Annotated in this window: 6 protein-coding genes; 4 read left to right on the top strand and 2 right to left on the bottom strand. The window is 57.8% G+C overall.

Annotated features, from left to right (window positions below; translation table 11 throughout):
• On the top strand, positions 1-780 hold a 780-nt coding region (locus JNB88_RS16150; protein ID WP_220356326.1), incomplete at its 5' end, for a GNAT family N-acetyltransferase.
• Positions 781-887: 107 nt separating this feature from the next.
• On the opposite strand, the gene JNB88_RS16145 is transcribed toward JNB88_RS16150, so the two are convergent.
• Positions 888-1337, bottom strand: coding sequence for a hypothetical protein (locus tag JNB88_RS16145; RefSeq protein ID WP_220356325.1), 450 nt, complete (start codon positions 1335-1337; stop codon positions 888-890).
• A gap of 759 nt (positions 1338-2096) precedes the next feature.
• Here JNB88_RS16145 and JNB88_RS16140 point away from each other — a divergent pair.
• Both JNB88_RS16140 and JNB88_RS34615 read left to right on the top strand, forming a co-directional pair.
• Positions 2097-4022 carry an RNA-directed DNA polymerase gene (locus JNB88_RS16140; RefSeq protein WP_220356324.1) on the top strand — a complete coding sequence of 642 codons (1926 nt, stop codon included), beginning with the start codon at positions 2097-2099 and terminating at the stop codon, positions 4020-4022.
• Complete coding sequence (locus JNB88_RS34615; RefSeq protein ID WP_220356323.1) at positions 4023-4637, top strand: SLATT domain-containing protein; 615 nt, start codon at positions 4023-4025, stop codon at positions 4635-4637.
• Positions 4638-4644: 7 nt separating this feature from the next.
• On the opposite strand, the gene uvrB is transcribed toward JNB88_RS34615, so the two are convergent.
• Positions 4645-7557 (bottom strand): excinuclease ABC subunit UvrB, encoded by a 2913-nt coding sequence (gene uvrB / locus JNB88_RS16130; RefSeq protein ID WP_220356322.1) that lies wholly within the window; start codon positions 7555-7557, stop codon positions 4645-4647.
• A 174-nt stretch (positions 7558-7731) separates the two neighbouring features.
• Between uvrB and JNB88_RS16125 the strand changes: the two genes are divergently transcribed.
• The gene (locus tag JNB88_RS16125; RefSeq protein ID WP_220356321.1) at positions 7732-8193 is read left to right on the top strand and encodes a VOC family protein; all 462 of its coding nucleotides are present in this window, start codon (positions 7732-7734) and stop codon (positions 8191-8193) included.
• The last annotated feature ends 45 nt before the right edge of the window (positions 8194-8238 follow it).

Genomic DNA, 8238 nt, shown 5'->3' with positions numbered 1-8238 from the left:
GACATGATCTCCATGCGAGCCATGAAACCTCTTTGTTCTGGTATTAATGTCAGCATTAATGCTGGTTCGAATGCCAGAACATCGCCTGATTTGCCCGATCAGCAAAAACAGCTCACCGGACGCTCACAGACTGACTGGGCCACCTATACCAGGATCATCGGCGCGAACTCCCGGCAGCAGCTGAACCGCAAGCGCAAGCGCCTTTCCGAGCTCGGGGAGTTCGAGTTCGTCGCAGTCGATCCCGTCAACGAGCCGGACTATGCGACCGATCTGATGGAGTGGATGTTCGCGCACAAGAAGGACTGGGCGGAACGGGTGGGCAAGCACGGCGACTGGATCACCGCGCCCGAGTACCGGAATTTCCTCTACAAGTGGATGACGGATCCCGCAAACATCCAGCAGATGCGCGTCTACGCCATCCTGATCGACAAGGTGCCGATCGCCATCAAGCTGGTGTCGTTCTGCGCGTCGCATGTGGATCTGAACATTGCCGGCTTCCATCCCGATCCCCAATACGCCAAGTACTCGCCGGGATTCGTGCTTGACGAATTCTGGATGAAGATCGTCTTCGAGAAGCGTTTGAATGTCGATTTCGGCGTCGGCAACGAGCCCTACAAGCTGTTCTGGGCGAGAGACGCCAGGGCCGATGTGGCGAGTTATCACATCCCGCAGACGCTGATCGGCAGCACGGCCACGCAGTTGTGGCGCCTGAAGCGCATTGCCGAGGAGCGCATGGGCGAACGGAAGGCGCGACAGGCGGAGCCGGCGAAAGCGGCGTGACGGTTTCGCGTCGTTGCCGTCGCCGCCAATGACCGCGCCGCCGGCTGCGGCGTCCCGGCACTCCCGCGCAGGACCACAACCATCGCTCATCTCCGCCAACGTGTTTTTCAGCTCCAAGCGGCGGGTCGTTGGCCGGCCCTGATCCTGTCGATCGCGTCGAGCCCGCCATGGGCGCGATGGCCTGATGGCAGGGCGTGGCGGACGATCTCGGTCACCGCCTGGTGATACGCGGGCGGCTTCTCGATCAGCAGCCGGTAGAGATTGCCGAAATGGCCGGACTGCGCCGCCTCGTAGACCCGGGCGGCGTAATCGAACAACGCGTCATGCGCCTTGCGCTCCTCGTCGCTCAGCATGGTGTAGCAGAGCGGCAGCCTGTTGTGGGTGAAGACGAGCAGGCAGGATCTCTTGCGGCGGCAGTTGCGCACGCCGCAGACCCTTGCCGGCAGGCCGAGCATCTCGGCGGTGCGCAGGCGCAGCCTCAGCGTGCCGTAGTCGCCGATGCGGCGTTCCCATTCGCTCATCGTTGCTTCGTCCGTTTTCCCTGCTGATCCCGACATGTCTGCGCCTCCGTCCCTGTTTCGCCGGTGGGCCGGCGGCGGCGCGCGGCTTTGCCTTCACGCGGCTGGTTTCACCCGTGGTTTGATCCTGGCATCGGTTTGCCGGCCCTTGCGGGCGGCAGGGTTCGGACGGGGCGCTCGAAAGAGCCGCATCTGAAAAGTGTAAAATGGCGCTGTCGAGCGCCCCGTTCGGCGGTTTATGCCCGCAACTCCGGTCCCTCTGCCGCCTTGCCTGAGGAAGCTTCGCTTCCCCTGGGGGCCATGTGTGCCACACAGGCACGTCCGGGGCTCAACTCGACGCCGCATTCGCGCAAACGCCGCCGTCCCCGGAGGGAGACCATTTTCTGCGGACCCGGTGCATGAGGTTTTGCGTCCTACCCTCACACCCCGCGCCGGTCCCGCCTCGCCGCAACGCCTTGCGGTGTATCCGTGACGGGACGAGGGGATGATGGCATGGGTTGGGAGGAGCGGGGATGAAATGGGGGCTATGTCGTTGTTCTAATGGGAATAGCACCATCTTTCGTTCGCACGGAAAGCTACGTGAAGTTGCGCTCGGCCTCCGCAGTTCGGCCAGCGGACGGGCGGTGCGCCACAACGCGAGCTACCGCATGATGTTCAAAAAGGCGGCACACTCCAGCGCCCGTATGGCCTGGGGCGTGCGCCCAGTTCCGGCACGATATGTGTTGGGTTATTCCTTAACGACCAAGTTATTACAACGATAGCGCGACTCAATCGTCGCGGCACTTTTTGGAAACGTTTATGGAAAACAGACTTTGGTCCGAAGCTATTTCAATTCAAGGATTGGAGGCGGGTTGGCATCTAACACGGAATGAACTCGGGAAGGGGTTCTTTTACGATTATTTGGCAGCGGACGCTTTTGGCAATTCGCTCAATGACAACCTCGTTGAACTGCAGCGTCGCCTGAGCAACGAAACTTACCAACCTAAGCCGATCCTAGAAGTAGCTGTTCCGAAAGGTGCGCTTGGAACCCGCCCCGGATCATTCGTCTCCATCGATGATAGGGTGGTTCTCTGGAGTATCGTCAAAAAATTAGCTCCGATATTCGATGAGTATCTTTCTGATGACGTCTATAGCTATCGTCTGAACAAGGACGATCCCAACGAAAGTGTATTCAAGGAAGGAAGTATAAATGATGTAATGCACTATGCATATTTGAAGGGAGACATAATTCGAAAATATATCGATCCGTTCGAGGCTTGGTATGAACTCTGGCCAGAATTCGAGCAGGCATCCAAGGATATAAGAGACGAGGGCTTTGGCTTTCTTTCTGTGTCAGACATTTCAGCATATTTCGAGAATATAAGCCTACCGATATTACGGGATATCCTTCTTAAAAGGGTTCCGGATGAACATAAGATGGTCAACCATATCTCGACCTGTTTGGAAAGCTGGGCGGTTAGTACCCATGATGGGTTTCGACCGCATCGCGGCATCCCGCAAGGTACGTCAATTTCAAGCTTCCTTGGAAATATCTACCTAATTGGAATCGACAATATATTTAGGGAATTCTCGAAACGTTACGAAATAAGATACATAAGATACATGGATGACGTTAGGATATTTTCTAAGGATATAAATACCGCGAGAAGGATTGTCTTCACGCTCGAAAATGCGGTGAGGAAGTTTCATCTCAATCTTCAGAGCGCCAAAACGACTATTCTTTCCGAAGAAAAAGGCGGGCAAATCTCCAAATACATTTATGATTCCCGCATGGACACGATCAGTACGCAGGCAGAAAAACTGTCAAAGATCAAATCCAAAGCTGAATTGCCAGGAATAATAGAGAGCTGCTACGCAATCGCCCGTCAGGAGCCGGAGAACGATCTTTGCGAAAAGATTCTGCCGATTCCGCAGAAGCTCGACAATCTTACTTCACGCGCCAGCCGCAGGCTTATGAATCTGTTGGTTGAGTGCGGAGACCGAAAATGCGGACCATACTTATTCGATTATATCGAACGCAATATGGATTTCAGATTTACGAGAATCTTTACTAACTTCATCAGGAAAAATCCAAAGCGCGACTCTTATCAGCGCAAGATTATCTCGTTTCTAAATTCCGAGGAGAACATATTTCAGCATCAAGAAGCTGAGCTAATTGGCGTACTTAGATACTTTAGCAGGTTGGATTCAGACACAAGAAATTATCTTTCCCGGCGAATTGCCAATGATAGCGATGAGTATTTCTACACCAAGGTTCAATTGTGTCGGATAGCGCCAAGATTAGACCTGAGCCCTCCCGCAATTGATTCGCTGTATCACAAAGTCGGATCGACCTTGAGCGATGAAGCATTGTGTTACAAGGCTTTGATCTTTTCACGTCTTGGACACGTCGAACTTGATCCCATTATTGGTCGATATGAAACATTTCCGAATGCGAAGATTTCGCTTTTTGGGCGGCATCTACGTCGACTGTATTCGTCGTTTCCCTATGCAAAGCGAATCGTCGATTTCGTCGCTGATGCTGAAAATCCATTCAAGCTAAACGATTATCTGGGGCTTTTGCCGTACCTGTTATTTTCGAGGGAGCCGAAAGCGACTCTCTATGCCGTGGATCAACTTTCATCGATTGCGCGACAACACCCCTGCGTCGAAATCAGAATGATTGTCGGCAATATGTTATCTCGCGCCGAATTGCATGCCCAGAATATGGAAGGAAAGATATAAATGTCTGCAGAGAAATTGCTTAAAGACATGCATCAGACGAAAGGCGCTCGCTTTGCAGCTCACCATCGCCTTACACGGATGCATGAAATGGGTGGCTATACGATTTCGATTATATCTTTCTTTGTTATTTGTATCTCGGTCTATCTCGTGATGTTTCAAGCGGAGTATTCCCCGTTATACGGAAAATACCTCACATTCATATCTGTAGCAATTTCGGTTCTAATAATAATACTGTCGTTGCAGGATGGAAGTAAGAATTATCTGCTGCGTGCAGAAATGATGCACAATTGTGCGCGCGAGGTACTAGCTACCTATCGTGAGCTGTCGAACATAAAAGAGCCGTCTGATCAAGATGTGCAAGAGTACTCTCGTAGATATCAAAGCATAATCGATAGATATCCCTATAATCACGAGTCGATTGATAGAAAAGTATATTTGTACGGCAAGTATTTGAAGAATAAAAAGAGTGATGCCTCGATAGAACCTGTAACGTCGCCCGCCAAAGAGCTATGGTGGTCTATCTACGGAATGAACGTGATATATATACTATCTCCTACTGTGTTGTCGTTCGCGCCCGTCGTGTTCTATTACCTCCCGAAGCTGGCAATCTGCTAACCAAAATTCACCGCCCCGGCCGTCCCGTCTTGCCCTTCGTCCGCCCCTTGCGCTTCTGGTCCACCGGATCCTCGTAGCTGCCGACGCCGGTCTTGCCGCGTACCAGCGGTCTGACGTCGTCGCGGTCCGGCTGGCCTTCCAGCAGCGGTGAGAAACGCTTTGTGCCCTTGGCGGCATCGGGTTTGTCCGGCAGATGGCCGGTGACCGGTTTTTCGGTGCGGCCGACGGTCATTTCGTCGAGGCTGTTGCGGCGGAAGAGGCTCGAGCCCGAGGAGGCGGGGTCGGCGACGTCGCGGCCCATGTCGTCGAGGCCGGGCTTGGCGAAGAGGGAGCTTCCGCCTGCGGCCGGCTTGCCGCTCCTCTTGCCGCTGCCTTCCTGCGAGCGGGCTTCCTCGCGAGCCATCGGGTCGTCCATGACGGCGAGTTCGGCGGCCTTGAGGCGTTTGATCTCGTCGCGCAGGCGGGCGGCCTTTTCGAAGTCGAGGTCGGCGGCGGCGTCGCGCATCTGCTTTTCCAGCGCGTTGAGATGGGTCTGCAGGTTGCCGCCGACGAGGTTTCCGCCGTCGGCAAAACCCTTGCCCGAGGCGCCCGAAATGTCGGCGCGGACGTGGTCGCGTTCGTAGACACTGTCGAGGATGTCGGAAATCTTTGCCTTGACGCTCTCCGGCGTGATGCCGTGTTCCTCGTTGTAGGCCACCTGCTTTTCGCGGCGGCGCGCGGTCTCGTCCATGGCGCGCTGCATCGAGCCGGTGATGTTGTCGGCATAGAGGATCACCTTGCCGTCGACGTTACGCGCGGCGCGGCCGATCGTCTGGATCAGCGAGGTCTCGGAGCGCAGGAAGCCTTCCTTGTCGGCATCGAGGATGGCGACGAAGCCGCATTCGGGAATGTCGAGGCCTTCGCGCAGAAGGTTGATGCCGACCAGCACGTCGAAGGCGCCGAGGCGGAGGTCGCGGATGATCTCGATACGCTCCAGCGTGTCGATGTCGCTGTGCATGTAGCGGACGCGGACGCCCTGTTCGTGCAGGTACTCGGTGAGGTCCTCGGCCATGCGCTTGGTGAGCACGGTGCAGAGGGTGCGGTAGCCCTTGGCCGCGGTCTCGCGGATTTCGCCGAGCACGTCGTCGACCTGGCTGCGGGCGGAGCGGACCTCGACGGGCGGGTCGATCAGGCCGGTCGGGCGGATCACCTGTTCGGCGAAGACGCCGCCTGCCTGTTCCATCTCCCAGCCGCCGGGGGTGGCCGAGACGGCGATGGTGTCGGGGCGCATGGCGTCCCATTCCTCGAAGCGCAGCGGACGGTTGTCCATGCAGGAGGGCAGGCGGAAGCCGTATTCGGCGAGCGTCGCCTTGCGGCGGAAGTCGCCTCGGTACATGCCGCCGATCTGCGGGATGGTGACATGGCTTTCGTCGATGAAGACGATGGCGTTGTCGGGGACATATTCGAACAGCGTCGGCGGCGGATCGCCGGGGTCGCGGCCGGTCAGATAGCGCGAATAGTTCTCGATGCCCTGGCAGGAGCCGGTGGCTTCGAGCATTTCGATGTCGTAGCGGGTGCGCTGTTCGAGGCGCTGGGCTTCCAGCAGGCGGCCGGCCTTCTCAAGCTCGACGAGGCGGAGCTTCAGCTCCTCCTTGATCGACTTGATGGCGGCGTTCAGCGTCGGGCGCGGGGTGACATAGTGCGAGTTGGCGTAGATCTTCACCGATTTCAGGTCGCCGGTCTTGGCGCCAGTCAGCGGGTCGAACTCGGTGATGGCGTCAATCTCGTCGCCGAACATGCTGATGCGCCAGGCGGCATCTTCAAGGTGGGCCGGGAAGATTTCGATGGTGTCGCCGCGCACGCGGAAGGAGCCGCGCTGGAAATCCATGTCGCGGCGCTTGTATTGCTGGGCGACGAGGTCGGCGAGCAGCTGGCGCTGGTCGAGGCGGTCACCGACATTCATCTGGAAGGTCATGGCGGTATAGGTCTCGACCGAGCCGATACCGTAGATGCAGGAGACCGAGGCGACGATGATGCAGTCGTCGCGCTCGAGCAGCGAGCGTGTCGCCGAGTGGCGCATGCGGTCGATCTGCTCGTTGATCGAGGATTCCTTCTCGATATAGGTGTCGGAGCGCGGCACGTAGGCTTCCGGCTGGTAATAGTCGTAGTAGGAGACGAAGTACTCGACCGCGTTGTCGGGGAAGAAGTTCTTGAACTCGGAATAGAGCTGGGCGGCGAGGGTCTTGTTCGGCGCCAGGATCAGGGCCGGGCGCTGGGTTTCCTCGATCACCTTGGCCATGGTGAAGGTCTTGCCGGAGCCGGTGACGCCGAGCAGGACCTGGCTGCGGTCGCCATTGTCGAGGCCCTCGACGAGGTCCTTGATGGCGGTCGGCTGGTCGCCGGCGGGCTTGTATTCCGAGTCCATGCGGATCGAAATGCCGCCTTCGGACTTGTCCGGCCGGGCAGGGCGGTGCGGCGTCCAGATCTTGCCGTTCTTGTGCAGCGGGTTGCCGCTCTCGATCAGCTTGGCGAGCGCGTCGACGGTGGCGGTGACGGCGGTGCCGGCCTGCAGCGAGGCGGCTTCCTCCAGCGTCGTGTCCATGCCGGCAACCGGGTTGAGGCCGGCGGCGGCGCGGGTCTTCGGGTCGGTCGAGCCGCCCATCGACGTGCCTCTCGCCGACTTCGACGCTGCGATCTCCACCTTCTTGCGATGCTTGCCGGCCTTCGAGGCGATCTGGCGCTGCGTCTCGACACTTGACGCCTCGGCATCGGCCTCCAGCTGCTTCACCCAGTCGGATACGGAACCGGACAGGGGAGCGGCATCGCCTGCCGGGACTCGCTTCTCCTTCTCGTTCCACTCGAAGGGCGTCCCGGTGAAGGACGACTGCGGGGCTTCCTCGAAGCCAACAGGGGCGGGGGATTTCTTCGGAGTTTTGGCCATGGCCGGAATATGGCGAGAGTCACCGCGAAAGTGAAGGGGCAAAGAGTACAAAAGGGAAACAAAAGAATCGTTCGGATTTGGCAAACAGTGGCGGCCGATTTTCTCGGATGTAGTTGTCGGCGTTGGCGGCGGGCGAACGTCCTTGGGGTCTGAAAACCAGGCGGAGATGAGAGCATGGCGCTCAAGCGGATGGACAATGTGGGGATCGTCGTCGAAGACTTGGGAGCGACGATCGATTTCTTTCAAGAACTCGGACTCGAGCTCGAGGGGCGGGCGATGATCGAGGGAGAATGGGCCGGTCGCGTCACCGGACTGGGCGATCAGTGCGTCGAGATCGCGATGATGCGTACGCCGGATGGCCATAGTCGGCTGGAGCTCTCGCGGTTCCTCACGCCTGAGGTTGTCGCGGATCACCGGAACGCCGAAGTCAACGCCCTCGGCTATCTCCGCGTCATGTTCGCCGTTGATGACGTGGACGAGACGCTTGAACGGCTCAGCACGCGCGGTGCGCGCCTCGTCGGCGAAGTCGTGCAGTACAAGGACGCCTATCGGCTCTGCTACATCCGGGGGCCTGAAGGGATACTCATTGGACTCGCGCAGGAGCTCAACCCGACGCGACATCAGGACGAGTGGTGAGAGTGACGAACGTCAGTGGCTGACCGCCCAAGGGATCATGAAGGA

Origin of the sequence: Rhizobium cauense, assembly GCF_019511525.1 — a bacterium.
Lineage (GTDB): Bacteria > Pseudomonadota > Alphaproteobacteria > Rhizobiales > Rhizobiaceae > Rhizobium > Rhizobium cauense.
The sequence above is the reverse complement of the archived record's forward strand: the minus strand, read 5'-3'. Positions and strand labels throughout refer to the sequence as shown.